This window comes from Dakarella massiliensis, from assembly GCF_001182045.1.
GTDB classification, from domain to species: Bacteria; Pseudomonadota; Gammaproteobacteria; order Burkholderiales; family Burkholderiaceae_F; genus Mesosutterella; species Mesosutterella massiliensis.
On record NZ_CVTY01000005.1, the window covers coordinates 392,093 to 410,617 of the forward strand.

Annotated in this window: 17 protein-coding genes and 1 tRNA gene; 6 read left to right on the forward strand and 12 right to left on the reverse strand. The window is 57.2% G+C overall.

Annotated elements, in window-relative coordinates:
- Positions 1-74 precede the first annotated feature (74 nt).
- The gene (gene lgt, locus BN1936_RS03505) at positions 75-866 is read left to right on the forward strand and encodes a prolipoprotein diacylglyceryl transferase (protein ID WP_022443187.1); all 792 of its coding nucleotides are present in this window, start codon (positions 75-77) and stop codon (positions 864-866) included.
- 276 nt (positions 867-1,142) lie between these two features.
- Here lgt and BN1936_RS03510 read toward each other — a convergent pair whose 3' ends face one another.
- The 4 genes from BN1936_RS03510 to BN1936_RS03525 all read right to left on the reverse strand — a co-directional run bounded on the left by BN1936_RS03510 (position 1,143) and on the right by BN1936_RS03525 (position 3,180).
- Entirely contained in the window at positions 1,143-1,487 is a 345-nt protein-coding gene (locus BN1936_RS03510) for a cell division protein ZapA (RefSeq protein WP_022443186.1), read from the reverse strand.
- Positions 1,488-1,512: 25 nt separating this feature from the next.
- Positions 1,513-1,791, reverse strand: a complete 279-nt coding sequence (locus tag BN1936_RS03515; RefSeq protein ID WP_022443185.1) for a hypothetical protein — start codon at positions 1,789-1,791, stop codon at positions 1,513-1,515.
- Between the two features lie 75 nt (positions 1,792-1,866).
- Positions 1,867-2,661, reverse strand: a complete 795-nt coding sequence (gene dapB, locus BN1936_RS03520; RefSeq protein WP_049686696.1) for a 4-hydroxy-tetrahydrodipicolinate reductase — start codon at positions 2,659-2,661, stop codon at positions 1,867-1,869.
- Positions 2,662-2,667: 6 nt separating this feature from the next.
- Complete coding sequence (locus BN1936_RS03525; protein ID WP_022443183.1) at positions 2,668-3,180, reverse strand: outer membrane protein assembly factor BamE; 513 nt, start codon at positions 3,178-3,180, stop codon at positions 2,668-2,670.
- Between the two features lie 111 nt (positions 3,181-3,291).
- Here BN1936_RS03525 and fur point away from each other — a divergent pair, with 111 nt between their 5' ends.
- Positions 3,292-3,780, forward strand: coding sequence for a ferric iron uptake transcriptional regulator (gene fur, locus BN1936_RS03530; protein ID WP_022443182.1), 489 nt, complete (start codon positions 3,292-3,294; stop codon positions 3,778-3,780).
- A 62-nt stretch (positions 3,781-3,842) separates the two neighbouring features.
- Here the strand turns inward: fur and BN1936_RS03535 are convergent, their stop codons facing one another.
- The 5 genes from BN1936_RS03535 to BN1936_RS03555 all read right to left on the reverse strand — a co-directional run bounded on the left by BN1936_RS03535 (position 3,843) and on the right by BN1936_RS03555 (position 10,703).
- The gene (locus BN1936_RS03535) at positions 3,843-5,444 is read right to left on the reverse strand and encodes a phosphoethanolamine transferase (protein WP_022443181.1); all 1,602 of its coding nucleotides are present in this window, start codon (positions 5,442-5,444) and stop codon (positions 3,843-3,845) included.
- 8 nt (positions 5,445-5,452) lie between these two features.
- Positions 5,453-7,135, reverse strand: a complete 1,683-nt coding sequence (gene recN / locus BN1936_RS03540) for a DNA repair protein RecN (RefSeq protein WP_022443180.1) — start codon at positions 7,133-7,135, stop codon at positions 5,453-5,455.
- Between the two features lie 32 nt (positions 7,136-7,167).
- Positions 7,168-8,076 carry an NAD(+)/NADH kinase gene (locus BN1936_RS03545; protein ID WP_022443179.1) on the reverse strand — a complete coding sequence of 303 codons (909 nt, stop codon included), beginning with the start codon at positions 8,074-8,076 and terminating at the stop codon, positions 7,168-7,170.
- Between the two features lie 88 nt (positions 8,077-8,164).
- Positions 8,165-8,953: an enoyl-ACP reductase FabI gene (locus BN1936_RS03550; protein ID WP_022443178.1), complete on the reverse strand. Its 789-nt coding sequence runs from the start codon at positions 8,951-8,953 to the stop codon at positions 8,165-8,167.
- 121 nt (positions 8,954-9,074) lie between these two features.
- On the reverse strand, positions 9,075-10,703 hold the full coding sequence (locus BN1936_RS03555; RefSeq protein ID WP_053101794.1) for a transglycosylase SLT domain-containing protein: 1,629 nt from the start codon (positions 10,701-10,703) through the stop codon (positions 9,075-9,077).
- Positions 10,704-10,832: 129 nt separating this feature from the next.
- On the opposite strand from BN1936_RS03555, the gene BN1936_RS03560 reads away from it, so the two are divergent.
- From BN1936_RS03560 to BN1936_RS03575, 4 genes are all read left to right on the forward strand, one after another.
- Positions 10,833-11,627, forward strand: a complete 795-nt coding sequence (locus BN1936_RS03560) for a class I SAM-dependent methyltransferase (RefSeq protein WP_022443176.1) — start codon at positions 10,833-10,835, stop codon at positions 11,625-11,627.
- A gap of 28 nt (positions 11,628-11,655) precedes the next feature.
- Positions 11,656-12,171, forward strand: a complete 516-nt coding sequence (gene rnhA / locus BN1936_RS03565; protein WP_022443175.1) for a ribonuclease HI — start codon at positions 11,656-11,658, stop codon at positions 12,169-12,171.
- Between the two features lie 20 nt (positions 12,172-12,191).
- Positions 12,192-12,932, forward strand: a complete 741-nt coding sequence (gene dnaQ, locus BN1936_RS03570; protein WP_022443174.1) for a DNA polymerase III subunit epsilon — start codon at positions 12,192-12,194, stop codon at positions 12,930-12,932.
- 64 nt (positions 12,933-12,996) lie between these two features.
- Positions 12,997-13,071: transfer RNA gene (locus BN1936_RS03575), tRNA-Val, on the forward strand.
- An 81-nt stretch (positions 13,072-13,152) separates the two neighbouring features.
- Here BN1936_RS03575 and BN1936_RS03580 read toward each other — a convergent pair.
- From BN1936_RS03580 to BN1936_RS03590, 3 genes are read right to left on the reverse strand one after another with little or no spacing between them, the layout of a single operon-like run.
- On the reverse strand, positions 13,153-13,953 hold the full coding sequence (locus tag BN1936_RS03580; RefSeq protein ID WP_049686632.1) for a glycosyltransferase family 2 protein: 801 nt from the start codon (positions 13,951-13,953) through the stop codon (positions 13,153-13,155).
- 34 nt (positions 13,954-13,987) lie between these two features.
- Entirely contained in the window at positions 13,988-17,479 is a 3,492-nt protein-coding gene (gene dnaE, locus BN1936_RS03585; protein ID WP_022443172.1) for a DNA polymerase III subunit alpha, read from the reverse strand.
- A 29-nt stretch (positions 17,480-17,508) separates the two neighbouring features.
- Positions 17,509-18,462 (reverse strand): glycosyltransferase family 9 protein, encoded by a 954-nt coding sequence (locus tag BN1936_RS03590; protein ID WP_022443171.1) that lies wholly within the window; start codon positions 18,460-18,462, stop codon positions 17,509-17,511.
- Positions 18,463-18,525: the final 63 nt, after the last annotated feature.

Below are 18,525 nucleotides of genomic sequence, written 5' to 3' on the forward strand. Positions count from 1 at the left end.
GACGCAGAGTCAGAAATGACTCTGCGTCTTTTTATTTAGAATGGGCAGTTCCTCTTTTTTTCTGGATAACTTTCATGTGGGTGCATCCTCAGTTCAATCCGATCGCTTTTTCCGTAGGACCTCTGTCCGTTCATTGGTACGGGCTCATGTACCTGGTCGGTTTCGCGTTTTTCTATCTTCTCGGCCGGATTCGGGAGAAAGAGAAGTGGCGCGGTATGTCTGGAGAGGATGCGCTTGAGGATCTCCTCTTCTACGGCATTCTGGGTGTCGTGCTGGGCGGCCGAATTGGATACTGCTTCCTTTATCAGCCGTCCTACTTTATCCAGCACCCGCTCGAAATCTTCGCGATATGGCAGGGCGGCATGAGCGTTCATGGCGGTATGATCGGCTGCCTGCTCGCAATGCTGTACTTTAAGCACTCGCATGGCGTCGGCCTTCTGAAGACCGCGGACTTCGTGACGCCGCTGGTGCCGGTGGGACTTTTCTTCGGTCGTATCGGTAATTTCATTAATGGGGAGCTTTGGGGACGGGTGACAACGCCTGACTTCCCGTTCGCCATGATTTTCCCGGAGTCCGGAACGATGCAGCCCCGCCATCCATCCCAGCTTTACGAAGCCGGTCTTGAAGGCATCGTGCTCTTCTGCGTAATGTGGCTCTTTTCCCGTCGCCAGAAGCCGGAAGGCGCCGTGACAGGACTCTTCTGTCTTGGCTATGGCATCATCCGTTTCTGCGTGGAGTTTGTCCGTGAACCGGATTCCTTCCTTGGTCTTCGGGCGCTTGGACTGTCTCAGGGGCAGTGGCTGTCTCTGCCGCTGATTCTTCTCGGTATCTTCCTGATTGCCCGGGCATACCGGGTACGCCGCTGACGGACTGGAAAACTCTGGAAAAAAGGAAAGGGCCGAAGCATCCGATGCTTCGGCCCTTTTGATTGGATCCCCGCAGATCCCGGTGGGATACGTATCCTGAACCGAGGGTTCAGGGCGGTCGCCTCCAAGGCGGAAATGGTTCGAACAAACGCGTGTTCGTTAACGCAATCGGCCAATGAGATCAGCGGCCTAGCACAGTGTGCATTGGTTCTGGAACATTGGATCCCATGGTTCCGGAACCCGCGGGGAAAGGCTTGATGACTTCTATTCTATGCCTCAACCTTCGGGTTGATGAGGCTGCTTTTCGGCAGGGATTTCGTCGTTTCCGATGCGTGCCACAGCGGCCTCACACTGTTCCCGGAGTTCCGAGAGGCGGGCGGTTGCTTCATTTTCCATGGCTTTGCTGCGCTTTGCTGCATCCTCGTAGTCAAGGCGGCCCCAGATGAGATCCAGAGCAACCATGACTGCGACCTGATCGTAGCCGAGGACGCGGCCAGACTCTCTGATAGAACGCATCTGGCGGTCAAGCTCCTCGCCGCATGCGCGCAGCCGGTCTTCATCTTCGGGTTTGACCCCGAAGTGAAAGACCCGATCCATGATATTCAGAGAAAGATCTGACATAGCGGTTTGCCGTCTTCAGGAAATATCAGCCGAAAGTCGCGGGAGAGGCAACAGAAGAAACCGGCTCCTCTTCGATCGGTTCGATATTGGTATCCTTCGTCAGCTGTTCAATCAGAAGGCCGATACGGATGCCCGTATCTTCCAGCTTCTGACGGGTCTGATTAAGCTCGTCGCGCGTTCCGTTGAGTTCGTTCTGAGTGTCGGAAAGCTGCTGCTTCAGCTGCTCGTTTTCCTTGTGCAGGTTGTCAGCACGCTGAACCAGCTGGGAAATGATGGAGTCAAGTGCGTCAAGTTGTTCTTGCATTTTCTGATGCCTAAGAAAAGAGAGGTAATCCTGTCGTCTGCGGTTGCAGATACGGCAGCGGAAACGTTAATCGGCTCAGCGGCTGGCTCCGAGCACATCGGACATGGAGTAGTACCCCTTGTCCTTCGTGGACAGGAACCGGGCAGCCGTGAGAGCGCCCTGAGCGTAGCCCTCGCGGGTTGTGCTGTTATGGGTGATTTCAACCTGCTCACCAGTGCCGGCGAAGATCACCGTGTGCTTGCCGACGACATCGCCGCCGCGCAATGCTGCAAAACCAATTGTCCCATTCTTTCGGGGTCCCGTGTGTCCTTCTCGGGAAAGAACGGCAACTTCGTCGAAATTCTGGCCCCGGGCCTGGGCAACACGGCGTCCCATTTCAAGCGCTGTGCCGGAAGGTGCATCCACTTTGTTGCGGTGGTGCATCTCGAAGATTTCGACATCGACGTCTGAGAGGAGACGAGCCGCCTCTTCAATCAGCTTGAAGACCGCATTGACGCCGAGAGACGTGTTCGGTGCGAGCAGCACCGGAACCGATTCCGAGGCTGCTTCAAGGATTTTCTTTTCTTCAGCGGTGAAGCCCGTGGTACCAATCACAACAGCGGTGCCTGACGCGGCGCAGACCGGCAGATAGGAGAGAGTGGCTTCAGGACGCGAGAAATCAATCAGCACATCGCAGTCGCGAAGTGATTCGATATCGTCCGTAACCGTAACACCGGTCGTAATCCCTGAGGGAACGCCGGCATCCTTGCCGATCGCGCTGCTTCCGCTGTGACCGAGAGCTGCGGAAAGTTCCATATCAGAAGCTGCGAGTACGGCCTTCAGAAGCATCTGACCCATTCGACCGTTGATTCCAGACAGAGCGACTTTAATCATTGGCTATTCCTTTTTGGTCTGAGCAGCAGGAGCTGAAGCGGCAGGCGTGGAAGCCGCGGTGCTTGCGGCCGGAGCAGCCTTCTTGGCCGCTTCGGCTTCTTCAGCCTTCTTCAGCGCCTTCTTATCACCGAGGATCATCAGATCAGCTTCGGTTTCATCCGGCATCTTGTCCGCTTCCCAATGATCAACGCGGCCCGCTGCATTGAAGTAGACAATGAGCTTACGGGTTTCGGTTTCACCGCTGCGGCGGTTCACGTAGTAGACGTAATTCCAGCGATCCGTATGGAATCGATCCTGAAGAAGCGGCAGACCGAGCAGGAACTGAACCTGCTCCTTCGACATGCCCTTTTCCAGCTGACCCACCATTTCAGAGGTTATAAGATTGCCCTGATAGACATCAGGACGGTAAGGGTGCAGGAACGTCGGCGTCCATTTGGCTGCGCTGTCCCATGCCCGCGAAACCGTCTGGCATCCGCTGAGAGTCAGGCAGGCTGCTGCCAGCATTGAGCCCGTCATTAGTTTTTGCAGGAATCTCATTATTTAATCAACTTATCAAATGGCAATGCCTTGTTTCAGATACACTCGTATCATAAAGGCAAAAGCTTCTTTGTACCTAGGTTTGAGAATATGAAAGACACATCTCGTAATCAGTCTGCCGAGCTGAAGCACGCGGGGCTGAAGGCAACCGGTCCCCGGATGAAGATTCTGGAAATTTTCCAGGAAGCTTCTCTTCAGGGAAAGCGGCACATGTCTGCGGACGACGTTTACAAGGCCCTGCTCGCTGAAGACATGGATGTCGGCCTTGCAACTGTTTACCGCGTGCTGACGCAGTTCGAAACGGCGGGAATTCTGATTCGTCACCATTTTGACACAGACTATGCCACTTTTGAGCTGGATGATGGCTACCACCATGATCATCTGGTCTGCCTGAAGTGCGGTGCCGTTGAGGAATTCGTCGATCGCGAGATTGAAGAGCGTCAGAACGAAATCGCCAAGCGCTTCGGCTTCAAACTGGAGAGTCATTCACTGTCGCTCTACGGTATTTGTTCTGCGTGCCAGAAGAAGGAAGCGGAACGGAATAAGAAGCGCGAAGAGGGTATGGGGAAGCCGGATTAAGCCCCAGCGATTCTGCGGATTGCCAAAGAGCCGGAGAGAATCTCTTCTCTCCGGCTCTTGTTTTACTTGCTTCTGAATCGGATTGCGGGGTCTTCGGGGAGTTCGTTGTACTGCCTGTCGCCGAAGACACGGATCTTCGTATCGCTGCCTTCGCTCCAGAATTCAGGTGAGTGACGGATGTTTTCGTTGCTGACGCGGATTCCCATCCAGTCAGCCAGCCCCTCAAGCATCCGGAACCCGGTCCGGTAGGCCGGATTGACCTGGTGTCCATGGCTGTCAGAGGAGATCCTGAAGAAAGGCACCTCGTAGTTCTGGCGATGGTCGTAACCGTGCTCAAGCTCTTTTCCTGAGTCTGTTCCGGGCTTCTTCTCCATGGAGAGGCCATGGTCCGCGAAGTATACGAGAGACCAGGATCCGCCGGCATTGGTTTTCAGCAGATCCACCGTTCGTTCGACAAAGGAATCCATCATGCGGTACGTCGTGAGGTAGCAGTCCATCGCACTGTCTCCGACATCAAAAGCGGCCGGACGGCCGGAAAGCCGCGTGCAGAAGGTCGGATGAGAGCCCATCAGATGGACGAAGAGAACCCGGGGCTTATTGCTCCCCGATTCCTGCTTCAGCGCCGCTCGGATCTTAGGCAGCAGCATATCGTCATCCACGTTGGCGTCGGCGTAGTTCCCCTTAAGCCAGATCGTGTGATGACTTCTGACGCCGATCTGAGCAATCGGATTGTCAAAGGCGCCGCCGCGCCCCTGATTCGATATCCACCAAGTGTCGAAGCCCGCAGTATTCGCGAGCGTGACGATGTTGTTTTCCTTGCTGTAGCGGTCGGTGCCAGGCGTGTTGTAGGAAAGCAGGCGCGGGAGCGAAATGCCGGTATTGCCGCCCGGGGCAATGAAGTTGCTAAAGAAAGTGCCGTCCGCGCGGTTCAGATAGGGAGTCGTATCGAGCGGATAGCCATAGACCGACGCGTAGTCACGGCGCTGGCTTTCTCCGATGATCACGACATAAGTTTTGTACTGAGGCTCGGCTGACGTGACTTGCCAGGATGGCGGCAGAGCGTTTGCCTCTTCACGGAGCTCCTCAGCTGAGTACCACATAGTGGTTCCGAAGCTGTGGAAGAAGGACGCGGTCTGGATCTGCTCGTAGGTCTTTCCGCTTCCGTAAGACATGAACCAAGCAATCGCGCATGCGGCGAGCCCTGTAACGAAACCAGTCTTTCTTGGAATCTTCACCTGACCGAAGAAATGGACAGCAGCAAGTCCGGCAAAAATAAAACCGATAGCCTCGGCAAAAAGCTGCCACGGCGTATTCATCAGGAATTCCCGGGTTTCAGCCGGTGTTGTCTGCATGAGAGCGATAGCGACGAGAATGCTGGGCTTCCCGTACAGAATGCCGGCCGGGAGGTAGCAGCCAAAGATGAGAACCAGAGGGATCGCGACGAACCAGCGGGAGATTTTCCACTGACTCAGTGTGAAGAGCGTGAGAATCACGAAGAGGATGTTCTTCCAGTCCCAGAACTCGCGAAGCGTGTGGTCTCCGTAGGTGAGGCCCATCGCTGCGGGCAGCATCAGAGCAAAAATAAGCGCTCCTGCAATGGCAATCAGCCATGCGAGGGGCGACCGGTCGAGAGACCGGAGGAAATTTCTGAAAGTTGAAAGCATAAGTTAAATTAATGCGTTTCCCGGGACTGCTGGGATTGTGGCGAGGAAAGCCGAAGCATTTCCTTCGCGTGATCGAGCGTGGCCTGAGTCATATGAATGCCGCCGAGCATGCGGGCAATTTCTTCGATACGGCCTTTGCTGTCAAGCTGCGTGAGAGAGCTGACAGTCTTACCGTCGACCGTCTTTTTCTCAACATGCAGGTGATGGATGGCGCAGCTGGCAACCTGCGGCTGATGAGTCACGCAGAGCACCTGGCGGTCGTGACCGAGCTGCTGCAGGAGACGTCCCACCACTTCCGCGACAGCGCCGCCGATGCCGGCGTCGATTTCGTCGAAAATCATCGTCTCGACCGGTGTCGCCCGGGCGGTGATGACAGAAATGGCAAGACTGATACGGGAAAGCTCACCGCCGGAGGCTACTTTTGTGAGAGCCCGGGGCGATACACCTTCGTGTCCGGCGACCAGGAAATCACAGTGCTCAAGGCCATGCGGGCCGGGTTCCGAAGGAGAGAGACTGACTTCGAGGCGTCCTCCCTCCATGGAGAGCTTCTGCATGGCATCCGTGACAAGCTTCGAAAGACTCTGGGCCGCGGTTCTCCGGCTCGCGCTCAGCGCCTGCGCCTCGCACATAAAGGCGGCTTTGGCCTCCGCCGCCGCGCGGCGCAGGCTTTCGGTATCAAACCCGGACTGAATCTCCGAAATCTGGGTATTCACCTTGTCGTGGAGATTCTTCAGTTCTTCCGGACGGACATGGAATTTCCGCGCGGTGTCATAGTAGGCGGAGAGACGGCTGTCGAGAGCGGCAAGCCTTTCTTCGTCGAGGTCGTTTCCGTCCAGATACTGCCGGAGCGTGCTCGCCGTGTCATTCACAATGCTGGAGGCATCGCTCAGCTGCTGCGCGGCATCCTCAAGCTTCGAGTCGAAGCGGCTGAGGGAAATGATCTTCTGATAGGCGTTGCCGAGAAGTGTCTGAGCCGAAACATCGTCATCAACGAGCTCTGCGGTGGCGGAGCTGATACCGCTGATGATTTCCGACGCGTTGGAGAGTTTTGTGTGCTCTTCAGACACTCGTTCCCACTCCCCCTTTTCAGGGGCGAGCGCGTCCAGATCCTCTTTCATCCAGGCAAGCTTCTCAAGCTCGTCCTGAAGGCTTGCGGCGCGGGCATTCGCCTTCTGAAGCGCGTCAGCGGCGATCTGATAATCCTGGTAGAGCCGGCGGACTTTCTTCCGCGACTCAAAGAGTCCGCCGTGGGCATCGAGAAGCCGCAGCTGTTCAGCGGGTTTCAGGAGAGACTGGTTGGCATGCTGACCGTGGATGTCGACGAGTTTTTCCCCGAGCGTTCTCATTTGGCTTACCGTGGCCGGAGAGCCATTGATCCAGGCTCTGGAGCGGCCGCTCGCATCAAGCACGCGCCGCATCAGAATTTCATCATCATCTGGCTCAAAGCCGTTACCCGTGAGCCATCGCCGGGTTGAACGGTTCTGGGAAAAGATGCCACTCACCTCAGTTTTCTTAGCGCCTTCACGGATCACGACTGTATCCGCCCGGGCGCCCAGCAGCAGCTGCAGGGCGTCAATCAGGATGGATTTTCCTGCGCCGGTCTCACCTGTAAGGGCTGTAAACCCGCCCTCAAGATTGATCGTAAGCTCAGGAACGATAACGAAATCAGTGAGTGAAAGGCTGAGTAGCACAGCAGGCTCCGGTGTAGGAGGACGGTGGAGTACTAAAGGTTACCACTAGGGTAGCGGATGATGCGCGAGCTGGTCGGCATCAGATTCCACTTCAGCTTCCGGCGAAGAAGGTCGAAGTGGTTATACCCGGCCGGATGAAGCAGCGTGAAATGGTTGCGGCCGACATGAATGTGCAGCACATCCCCGGCCTCCATCGGCATGAATTCCTGCATGTCGAAATAGGCCTGGCCATCTTTGACCTCAGTAAGCTTGATATCAATCTGAGCGTCAGACGGCAGCACGATCGGGCGGTTGGAAAGCGTGTGCGGTGCGACAGGAACGAGCACCACCCCCTTCAGCGACGGGTAGAGGATCGGACCGCCCGCGGCAAGCGCATAGGCGGTTGACCCGGTGGTGGTTGCGTAGATGATGCCATCCGCTTGCTGGGAAGACATCTGGAGGCCGTTCACGTAGATCGTGTACTCCACCATGCCGCCGATTTTGCCGTGCGTGATGCCAATATCGTTTACCGCGTTCGACTGGTAGACGACCCGGCCTTCATGGAGGACGGACCCCTCGATGATGGGCCGGGGATCACGGACGTAATGCCCCTCCAGCATGAGGGGAATCACGCGGCTCATTTCCTCAAGCACAACATCCGTGATGAAGCCAAGCCGGCCGGCATTGATGCCGATAATCGGGCAGTCGTACTGGGCGAGGCGCCGGCCGATCCCGAGAGTTGTCCCGTCCCCGCCGAGCACGATGGCGACATCGGCTTTTTCGCCGATCGTCTGAACGCTGTTCGGGGGGAAACGGACGGGATCATCAAGGATCTGAGATGCGGTCTCGTCCACAAGCAGTGACACGCCGCTCTGCGTTACCAGAGCTGCCAACGCCTCCAGAGGCCCCTTGAGGTCAGGAGAGCTTTTCGCAAAGATGGCTGCTGTTTTGAAAACGGACATGTCAGCTCGAGATAGAAAAATCTGGCATTACTGCAAGCGCATCATGCCAGATAAGAACGGTAAAAAAGGCAGAGACCCCGCGCGGCTATCAGGCCGCGTTGGGATTGCCCATGATGTTGTGAATGCCGCAGTCAACGTACATCACGTTGCCGGAGACACCGCTTGCGAGATCCGAGAGAAGGAACGCGGCTGCGTTGCCCACTTCTTCCGTCGTGTTCGTACGGCCGAGAGGAGACATCTCTTCGGCTTCATGAAGCATTTTGCCGAAATCCTTGATACCGGATGCGGCCAGGGTCTTCACCGGACCGGAGGAGATCGCGTTCGCGCGGATGCCGCGGCGGCCAAGACTGGCGGACAGGTAACGGGTGGACGCTTCAAGAGCGGCCTTCGCGAGCCCCATCGTGTTGTAGTTCGGGATCACGCGCTCGCTGCCGAGATAGGTCAGCGCGAGGATGGAGGCCTGGCGGCCTTCCATCAGGGGAAGGAAGGCCTTGGCGAGGAGCGGATAGGAACCAGCGGAGATATCCATGGCGGTGAGGAACGCTTCTCGGGAGAAGCCTTCCAGGAAATCACCGGTGATCGCTTCGCGGGGAGCGTAGCCGATCGAATGAACGAAGCCGTCAAGACCGCCCCACTTTTCCTGGATGGTCTTCACAGCACCTTCGATATGTTCATTCTTCGTGACATCGAGCGGCAGAATGAAGTCGTTGCCGAATTCCTCAGCAAACTTGCCGATGCGGTCCCGAGCGTGATCGCCAGCATACGAGAAGGCGAGTTCAGCACCTTCGCGGTGGCAGACCTGCGCAATGCCGTACGCGATGGAACGGTTGGACAGAACTCCGGTGATGAGAATTTTTTTGCCGTTGAGAAATCCCATGGTGTTTTTCTTCGTTTCTAATGAAATAGGAAATCCGCCCCGGGCCGCACCGCGGCGCGGCTGGGCAGGAGCAGAAGCACGATTGCTTATTTTAGAGAGTTGCTTATTCTAGCAATCTAAATCAGTTAGATAAACTTCTAGCGTTTTTTCTTCTGACCGTTTTTCGGGGGGAAGACTTCGCGCAGGAGGATTTTGCGGAAGATGCCTTGCGGGAACGGGCCGTACGGCGCGAGGACTGCTTTGCGCCCTTGCGGGGCATGGCGTTCAGGCGGTAGCGGCGGGCGGTGCGGTAGATAATGCGTTCCGAATTCACCCGTTCCATATCGGGGGCACGCTGGATCACCGGTGCCGTGACGATAAGCGTCATGCCGCGCCGCAGCCGGGAGTTTCTCAGGCGGTTTGTGACAATGATTGAGCGCGGGGTGACATTCAGACGATCCGCGATTTCCTCAAGCGTATCGCCCTTTCTCACGCGGTACCGGATCTGGCGGTAGCGGATCTTCGGAACGGAAGGTACGGGCTCCAGACGGAAGAAGTCATTGCCGCCCTGGATTTCCTCGCGTGGAGATTCGGCGTCAGCCCGGACGAGAAGGAGTGAGTTGTCAGCCACCTGACGGTTGCCCGGGATTCGGTTGACTTCTCGGAGCTCTTCCTCTGACATGCCGGTTCCGAGAGCGATATCCGCGAGGGTTTCCCCCTTCTGAAACCGGTGCGTCTTCCAGGCCGACACGCGCTTGCCGTTCGAGCGCCACAGGGCGAGATTCTCCATGAATTCGTCGAGGTTATCCGCGGGAATCAGCATGGCGGTGTTGTGGGCACCGACAATGACGGGCTTATTGAAGCTCGGGTTGAGAAGCTTGAAGTCGTCCAGCTTCATATTGGCCAGACGGGCAGCCGTCTTCACGTCGATATCCTTGTCGCGGAAGACCTGCACAAAGTAGGGTTCACTGCCGATATCGGGAAGCGTCACGCCGTAGGCCGAGGGGTTCTGAATAATCCGCTTGACCGCTTCGAGCCGGGGCACGTAGTTCGCGGTTTCAAGCGGCATGCGGAGATGCGAGTAGTCAGTCGGCAGTCCCGCCTGAGCATTCCGGTCGATTGCCTTCTGTACGTTGCCCTCGCCCCAGTTATAGGCGGCCAGCGCAAGCTGCCAGTCACCGAACTGCGCGTACAGTTTCTGGAAATAGTCCAGCGCCGCGCGGGTGCTTTCCACGACGTCACGCCGTTCATCCTTCCAGAGATTCTGGTTCAGGGAATAGGTCGTGCCGGTGCTCGGAATAAACTGCCATAGACCAGATGCTTTGGCCGATGACAGGGCATTCGGGCGGAAGGAGCTTTCCACGAATGGCAGAAGCGCGAGCTCCATCGGCATGCCTCGGGCTTCAACCTGACCCACAATATGATAGAGATACATACCGGCGCGGGTTGCGGTCTTTGCAAAGCTTTCCGGGTGCCGCGAGATCGCCGCAACCTGGGTTTCAACCCGGGCGCTTTCCAGCGTCGGAATCTTGAAGCCGTTTCGGATGCGGGTCCAGACGTCGATATTCGGCGCTGGCAGCTCCGCGGTGATAACTTCGGTGATCCTGTCAGCGGCAGGCGCGGGCGCGGCAGCTGCGGCAGGCGTACCGGGAACCGATGCCAGGACGGGCAGGGCCTTATCGCTTGCTGCAGGAACGCCTGCTGCGGGGGCGGCCAAGGAGCCGGTCGCGTAAATGCCGATGAGAAAAAGTGGGATCAGTCGCAGTTTCATTTGTTGCGTGAAAAGAGTGTTGGATGCCTCTGCGGGCAGCTATGCGATGGTACTCTATGTTCTTAGGTTAAGCCGCAGCGGCCGAAAGGCTTTTTGTAAAAATGTCAATCGTTGAGGGACAGAACCAGAATGAGCAAAGAGCTGAGCATTCCTGATTTTATGGGAACGCCGGCCGGAAGGTTCCTGCGTGAATGGGAGTCTTCTCAGGCAGCCGGTGTCGTGGGAGACGTGTTCGGCTACAGTGCGGTCCAGATCGGTCTTCCGGAGCTTGATCTGCTCAGGGGAAACCGGATCGCGACACATATTCAGATTATTCCTCCCGAAGCGCGGAACCTGAAAAACATTTCCAGCCAGGATCCTCTGAACAGAATACTGGCTGATTTTACGGAAATTCCGCTGGCCTCTGAGAGTCAGGACTTAGTGGTCCTCCCGCATGCTCTCGATTTCTGGGAAACTGACGCCCCGGCTCAGAAGGTGCTGCGAGAGGCAGCCCGTATTCTTGTCCCTGAAGGGCGCATTGTCCTGACAGCCTTTAACCGCGCGGGGCTCTGGAGTCTGCGTCAGAGACTGTCGTGGATCGGACTTGGAGGTCCCTTTCTGCCGGACGCAGCCCGTCCGATCGCTTTGAAACGGCTGCAGGACTGGCTTTCGCTGCTGGGTTTCGAAGTAGACAGGGGGCATTTCGGCGCTTATCAGATGCCGAGCCGCACCGCTGCAGGGCTTCATCGGTTCGAGTGGATGAATCTCGCGGGAGACCGCTGGTGGCCCGCTCTTGGCAGCCTTGTGATGCTTTCCGCCACCAAACATATTGCCGGACCCCGTCTGATCGGGAGCACGGCGTTTGCCGCGGCCCGTGCGCTTCGGAAGCCGGGGACGCAGCTCGCGGCGGAATCCGCTTCGAGAGACGAATCCCGTAAGCTCTGATGACTGAATTAATGGATAACGTACGACTATGCAATCCCCTGTAAGCAAAACCCTGGAAATCTGGACGGACGGAGCCTGCAAGCAGAATCCCGGCCCCGGAGGCTGGGGGGCGCATCTCGTGTATGGCCGCCATGTATTGGATCTTTATGGCGGTGAGGCTATGACTACGAATAACCGCATGGAGCTTACGGCGGTCATTGTGGCGCTTTCCTGCCTGAAGAAGCCGTGCCCGATTGTGATTCATACTGACAGCCAGTACGTGAAGAACGGCGTTGAGCAGTGGATGGCGAACTGGAAACGGCATGGGTGGAAAACCGCGGCAAGGAAGCCCGTGAAGAACAGCGGCCTCTGGAAGAAGCTTGGCGATCTGGTGGATCAGTTTGAGATCGAATGGCGCTGGGTGAAAGGCCATGCGGGGGAGCCCGGCAATGAGCGGGCTGACGAGCTCGCGAACTGGGGCGTTGAAGTAGTGAGGGGGGCGAGGAGCGAGTGCAAATTGATACCTCCGGGTGTGCTCGAGAGGCTGGCGTCTGAGGTCGAATAAGAGAAGAGGCGGAACAGAAAGTGAGACAGATTTGTCTGGATACGGAAACGACAGGGCGTGATCCGGAGAACGGTGACCGTCTGGTAGAAATTGGCTGCGTGGAGCTGGACGGCCGGCGTCTCACGCTGGATGACAGGTTCCTCTACCACACGCTCATCAATCCGGAGCGCGAGGTTCCTGAAGAGGTTGTGGCGATCCACAACCTGACGACTGAGCGTCTAGCCGGAGAGCCGAAGTTCGCTGAAATCGTGGATAAGTTCCTCGACTTTGTCCGGGGGGCTGAGCTCATCATCCATAACGCTGAGTTCGACGTGGGCTTCCTCAATATGGAGCTCGCCAGGATTGGCCGCCCTCCGATTGAGAGCATCTGCAGAATCACGGATACGCTCGCGATTGCGAGAAAGAAGCATCCGGGGCAGAGAAACAGTCTCGACGCGCTCTGTGCCCGCTATGGAATTGATAATTCGTCCCGTACGCTGCATGGCGCACTGCTTGACTCATGGCTGCTCGCGGAGGTCTACTTCGCACTCACCCGGGGTCAGGGGAATCTCCTCATGGAAGCCTCCGGCCGTGAATCGGCTGAAAAGCTGATGCCGCTTCCCCCTCCGGAAAGCCTTCGCATGATTCGGGCTGACAGCCGTGAACTCGCGGCGCATGAGGAGCAGCTGGATAAGATCGACAAGGCCTGCAAGGGAACCTGCCTCTGGCGGTTTGATCCGAACGCTCCGGCGCCGGAAGAGACACCGGCAAAGCCTGCGTAAAGGCTTTGGAATATGAGAATTTGACAAACCAAAATAAAAAAGTAAAATTATTAACCTCTGTATTGCGCAGTTAGCTCAGCGGTAGAGCATCGCCTTCACACGGCGGGGGTCACAGGTTCAATCCCTGTACTGCGCACCAAGATTCCAAAAAAGCGATCCTGTCGGGTCGCTTTTTTATTGCCTCAAAAAAATGCCGGCAGGATCTGCCGGCGTGATTTTCTCAGTTCTTTTTCCCAGGGCCGCTTAGACGGATTTCCACCAGCCGGGCGTACTTCATGAAGGTGTAGATACAGCCGCACGCGGTGTGGATGAAGCCCGGGAGTCCGTCGAGAAAACCGAGCTTCAGAAAGTAAAACTTCACGAAACGGCAGAGCGGGCTGGAGAACGTCTTGAATCCGTGGTGATCGTCACCGATCTTATGGAGATAGCCGGCCCGGAGATACGCGAAGCGGATCTTCTTCTGGAGGAATTCACTCAGGTTGTTGGACGGATAGTGAAGAAGATCCCCCTTCAGCCGGACCGGTCTGATATCGGTCTCCACTTTTTCCTCAACCGGTTCGTTATTCCAGACCGCGTGGCGCCGGTCAAAAAGCCGGATCTGCCAGTCCGGGTATCCGTCCCCGTGCTTCAGAAAGCGTCCGAGGAACCAGGTCTTTCGGGCAAATTCATACACGTGCGGAGCGGCGTCTGAGCTGCGGCCCGAAAGCGCGGACTGAATAGAGGCGGAGAGCTCAGGGGAAAGCCGCTCATCCGCGTCAATGCAGAGCACCCAGTAGTGAGCGGCCTGAGACACGGCGAAACGCCTCTGCGGTCCGAATCCCATCCAGCCCTGATGGATCACATAAGCCCCGAAGGATCTTGCAATCTCGACCGTTCGGTCGCGGCTTCCCGAGTCCACGACAAGAATGTCTTCTGCCCACTGGCAGCTTTCCAGGCAGTCCTGGAGATGATCCTCTTCATTTTTCGTCAGGATGACGATGCTGAGGGGGAAAAGCTCCCGGCTGGTCGATTCTTCAGGCATGAGAACTCTCTTCGCAAAGGTGTGACAGGTAGGCTTAAGAATAAACGAAATGCGCGTTACGGACGCCTGACACGTGAAGCAGCTGATCAATCACTTCCTGCTGCGGATCGATGAAAGCGGGACGGCGGGAAACCACCTGCCCGTGCATGCCACGGGTGTCAATGCAGAAAATCAGCTGGCAGCCGTATTTTTTGTTCTCAAAAGGCGCTACGGTCTTGGCGATCGCCTTGAGATCCGGCTCTTCGCTGACATCAATATGAAGCGCAGCGTGTCTTCTGGTGCGGAATCCCGGAAGGCTTTCCGCGGAGTCGATGGAGAAGGAGGTAGTTTCCTTCTTTTCATCCCAGCGGCTGCGTCCTGTCACGATGACGATTTCATCCTTCACGAAAATGTCCCGGTACTGATCCCAGGCGTCAGAGTAGCAGACCGCTTCGATTGAACCGGTTCCGTCATCCAGCGTCACGATACCCATGCGCCCGCGTTTTCCGATCACCTGCCGGAGATCAACAACAACACCGGAGAACCGGATAGTGTCCTTCGAGCGGTAGCTTTCCTTTGCGCCAGGCGCCGGACGGCGGCCGGAGGAGAGTACCTGATGAATGGTCTCCGGTATGAATTTCCGGATTTCGTCCCGGCATTCGCCAAAGAGGTGTCCCGTAAGGCAGAAGCCGATCACTTCCTTTTCGAGCAGCAGCTTTTCGTGCTCGCTCCAGGGGGTAACCGGTATCCAGTTCACGATCCGCTCGGGTTCACTCGCGTCGCCGAAGAGACTTCCCTGATCCGCGAAAAGCGCGGCATCCGCGGCAGCCTTCATAGCCTGATCCAGGTTCCCGAACTGTTTTGCGCGGTCCGGATCGATGGTGTCGAGGGTCCCCGCTTTGATGAGACCTTCGAGTACCCGGCGGGAAAGCCCCGCGCTGTCCCGCTTCTTCATCCGGGCACAGAGATCAAAGAGATCCTTAAAGGGGCCGTTTTTCTTCCGCTCTGCCATCAGGGAGAGGATCACGCCTTCGCCGACTCCTTTGATACCGCCGAGACCGTATCGGATTGTCTTGCTGTCAGGGGCGGTGAAGAACCAGTCGCTCTGATTGATATCCGGCGGCAGGATGCTGATGCCCCGAAGCTTGCAGTCATCAATAAACGTGCGGATCTTGTCTGAATCCGTAAGGATCAGACACATATTGGCCGCCATGAATTCGGCCGGATAGTGAGCCTTCAGGTAAGCGGTCTGATAAGCGACATAGCTGTACGCCACAGCGTGGGATTTATTGAAGCCGTAGCCCGCGAACTTCGCCATCAAGTCGAAGATCTCGTTAGCCACCTTTTCCGAAACGCCGTTTTTCGCGGCGCCGGCGACGAAGATGGCGCGGTGACGCACCATTTCCTGCTTCAGCTTTTTACCCATAGCGCGGCGGAGAAGGTCAGCGCCGCCGAGCGTGTAGCCGCCGATCACCTGCGCGACCTGCATCACCTGTTCCTGATACACCATGATGCCGTATGTTTCTGCGAGCACCGAGCCCATGCGGTCGTCGAGGTAGGTGACAGGTTCCTTGCCGGACTTTCGGGCAAGGTAGGTCGGAATCATCTCCATCGGGCCCGGACGGTAAAGAGCGTTCAAAGCCACGAGATCTTCGATCCGGTCCGGATGCGCCTGGCGCAGCAGCTGTCGCATGCCGGGGGATTCAAACTGGAAGACTGCCGTCGTGTCGCCGTCCTGGAACAGTTTCAGCGTGGCCGGGTCATCGGTCGGAATGCGCCTCAGCTCAAAGGACTGATCCGGGTGAAGCTTATTGATGTACTCGACGCACTTATTCAGAATCGTGAGCGTTGTGAGGCCGAGGAAGTCGAACTTCACGAGGCCAACGTTCTCAACGTCATGCTTATCGAACTGGCTGATCGTGTTTTCCGGCTGACCGTCCTGGTTATAGAGCGGGCAGAAGTTGGTGAGAGGCCCCGGAGCGATCAGCACGCCGCCGGCGTGCATGCCAAGGTTTCGCGTGATGCCTTCAAGCGGTTCGGCGTAGCGCATGAGCTCCTGATACTGCTCGTCCTCGTCGATCTTCTTCTTGAAGTCAGGCTCCATCTCCTTCGCAAGTTCGAGCGTAACGTCCTGCCCCGGAGGCGCCGGGATGAGCTTTGCGAGTTCATCCACCTTGCCGTAAGGCATGCCGAGTACGCGGCCGACGTCACGCACAACGGCCTTCGCGCCCATGGCGCCGAAGGTCGCGATCTGGCTCACAGCGCTCGCGCCGTACTTGTCCTTCACGTGCTGAATGGTTTTGTCGCGGTTCCACTGGCAGAAGTCCACGTCGAAGTCAGGCATCGACACGCGTTCCGGGTTAAGGAAGCGTTCGAAAAGGAGGTTGTAGTGGAGTGGATCCATATCCGTGATCCGCAGCGAATAGGCGACGAGTGAGCCGGCGCCGGAGCCGCGGCCCGGTCCCACAGGAACGCCGTGGGTCTTGGACCAGTTAATAAACTCCTGCACGATGAGGAAGTAGCCCGGGAACTTCATCTTCTTGATGATGCCGAGCTCGTACTCAAGCCGCTCGAGGTAGCGCGGGCGTTCCTCATTCCGCTTCGCTTCATCCGGGTAAAGGAATTCGAGCCTTTCCTCAAGGCCGTCATGCGCGAGATGATCGATGTAATCATCGAGCGACATGCCCTTCGGCGTTTCAAAAAGCGGAAGCTGCGGCTTACTCAAAATACCGTCGACGTTGCAGCGCTTGGCAATCTCAACCGTGTTCTCAATCGCGCTCGGAATGTCCGCGAAGAGCGACATCATTTCTTCAGGCGACTTGAGGTACTGATCCTCGGTGTAGCGTTTCGGGCGCTTCGGATCGGCGAGCGTATAGCCTTCTGCAATGCAGACCCGGACTTCATGCGCGATGAAATCTTCTTTCTTCTGGAACTGAACCGGGTGCGTCGCGACAACCGGGAGCTCCAGCTTCGCTGCCGCATTGCAAAGGAACCGGACCGCGGCTTCGTCTCCCGGACGTCCGGCCCGCTGCAGATCAAGATAGAAGCGGTCAGGGAAGAAATGAGAAAGCTTTTCCGCGGCGGCCTCAGCCTCAGCGGTCTTTCCCCGACGAAACAGTGTCTGGATCTCGCCCTCGGGACCGCCGGAAATACCGATAAGCCCCTTCGTCCCTTCTCCGGCGAGCCAGGATTCCTTCACTTCGCCCCGGCCCTTTACATGACACTGATTTTCAAGCCAGGCCCTCGTGAGCAGCACACAGAGTGAATGGTAGCCGTCATGATCCATGCAGTAGACCGTGAGACGGAAGGGGTGAGCCGGATCCTCTTCGTTCGTGATCCAGAGGTCACAGCCAAGGATCGGCTTGATGCCCTCCTTGTGGCAGGACTCATAGAAACGGACGCTTCCGAACATGTTCATCAGGTCCGTCTGCCCGAATGCGCCGACTCCCCACTCCTTCATCTGCTTGATGGCGGGGTTAAGCCGGACGATACCGTCCGTAATCGAATATTCGGAATGAAAACGGAGATGAACGAATTTTGGCTGCATGGGGATATCGGGATAAAGCGATGAAGAAACTAAGCCTCGGCGGTGAGGATTCGGTGAACGGTGTTTCTCACTTCCTCTTCGGTCGGCCAGTGGCCTTCCGAGCCGAGTGTGACTGCGGCGGGATTCCAGGGACCGGTGCGGGCCGGATCCGTAACGCCGATCAGGGTGATCTGACGGGCACCGACGCCCGCGGCCACATGGCTGATGCCGGAGTCGTTCGCGATGACGAGCGAGGCCCGTTCACAGAGTGCGGCATAGTTCCCGAGAGTGGTCGGCTCAAGAATTCTTGCGGAAGGACAGCTTACCCGGACTTCCTCCACTTCGTGAGGGGAGGGGAGCGCAAGCGGCAGGTAGCCGAGTTCCTCAATATATTTCGCAAGGCTGTCGAAGTGATCCCAGCTCTTCTTCTGTCCCTTATGGAGTCCACGGGCAACAGGAGCAAGCAGCACGAACTTCTGATCCTCGGTGATGTGATTGTCGCGGAGAATATTGCGGGCTCCGGCGCGATGGCGGGCCAGCAGCTTAAGCCCAAGCTGCGGCGTGGGTTTTTCGCGGGCCGGTGTGCCGCCCCAGGCGATGATCGCCTCGCGCGCTACCGTGAAGAACCGGTTGACTTCATGCGTGATACCGGGCTCCGCGAGCCTGGCGTCAAGAAGAAAGCCGCGTCCGTCTGTCGGGTAGCCGGCAGAGCGGATGCCGCCCAGCTTGAAGAGCAGTGCGGAGCCGAAGGAATTCGGAAAAAGCACGCCGCGGGGAGAGTCCCCGGTGTTCTGGGCAATTTCCTTCACCCGCCCCAGATCCTTCAGTACCTGTCCTTCGATCGGGTCATACCGCCACCCCATACCCGCCATGAGGTCTTCAGCAAACCTTTTCCCGATGAGCGAGGGAGTAAAGCCGCTGTCAGCGAGAAGCTGAAGAGCGGGAAGGGTCATCATGCAGTCGCCAACATGATTGGGGAGCCGGCATAGAACAGTCTTGGACATGATTATTTACGGTTGAGTTGGACTGAGAGATGAGGCATCTTCTGATGAGATGCCCTTAGCGGA